The organism is Streptomyces sp. NPDC002130, from assembly GCF_040296465.1.
Classification (GTDB): Bacteria; Actinomycetota; Actinomycetes; order Streptomycetales; family Streptomycetaceae; genus Streptomyces.
In genome coordinates, this window is record NZ_JBEOXI010001261.1 from 1 (window position 1) to 1,042 (window position 1,042).

2 protein-coding genes are annotated in these 1,042 nt (G+C 64.4%); both read left to right on the top strand.

Annotated elements, in window-relative coordinates:
- Nucleotides 1–42: 42 nt before the first annotated feature.
- Complete coding sequence (locus tag ABT116_RS50115; RefSeq protein ID WP_298774887.1) at nucleotides 43–720, top strand: SDR family oxidoreductase; 678 nt, start codon at nucleotides 43–45, stop codon at nucleotides 718–720.
- 139 nt (nucleotides 721–859) lie between these two features.
- On the top strand, nucleotides 860–1,042 hold a 183-nt coding region (locus tag ABT116_RS50120), incomplete at its 3' end, for a hypothetical protein (protein WP_351648489.1).

The window sequence follows — 1,042 nt, forward strand, 5'->3', positions numbered from 1 at the left end:
AGTTCGTCAGGCCGAACATTCTTCACTCGATAGGCTCGAACCATGCGTCCTACTGCCTTGATCACCGGTTCCAGTCGCGGCCTCGGAGCTGCCATCGCACGCGAGCTGGCACCGACCCACGACCTGCTGCTCGGTGCACGATCCGCGCACGCCCTCGAGCCGATCTGCGCCGAACTGCCCGGGTCGACGCCCTTACCCCTCGACCTCACGGACTACGACGCCGTCGCGGCCGCCGCCTCGTCCATCACGACGCTCGACGTGCTGGTACACAACGCCGGCGTGGCCGACATCGGAACCATCGAGGAATCCTCGGTCGATCAGTGGCGACGCACCCTCGAGGCAAACGTCATCGCCGTCGCCGAACTCACTCGTGTCCTCCTTCCTGCCCTCAGGGCAGCCGGTGGCCACGTCGTACTGATCAATTCCGGTGCCGGACTGCGCGCCAACGCCGGCTGGGGCTCGTACGCGGCCAGCAAGTTCGCCCTGCACGCTTTCGGAGACGCACTGCGCCTGGAAGAGCCGTCCTTGCGGGTCACCTCCATTCACCCCGGTCGGATCGACACCGACATGCAGCGCGACATCGTCGCCGGTGAGGGCGACGAGTACGACCCGGAGCGCTTCCTGAAGGCCTCCACTGTGGCGCGTGCCGTACTCACTGCCGTCGAAACACCGTCCGACGCACACCCCACGGAGATCGTGCTTCGACCTACCGGCCGGTAAATCCCCAGTTCGGCGGTAACGGAATGGTGACGATGGCCATCCGGATATCGCTTTTCCGGGCACTGGACCGATACTGACATCAGTTGTCGGACAAAGAGACTGGACTTGTTCTCAGGAGTTCATCGAGAGGTGGTGTGCGATGCATGATCATACGAATACGTGGGGAATTTCCACCGAGGCTTTCCTCGGGTGCTACGTCGCCGCTGCCACCGGAGCGGTGGTGATCGCGCTTGTGATCCGCGGCGTCGCCCGGCGCAAGCCCACACCGGAATTGCGCACGCTCACACCACCGGAGATGGGTGTACCGACCAGCGACGAGGGT

Excerpts from the sequence above, each read along its gene's own strand:
- ABT116_RS50115 (WP_298774887.1), top strand. The coding sequence starts at position 43 with ATGCGTCCTACTGCCTTGATCACCGGTTCCAGTCGCGGCCTCGGAGCT.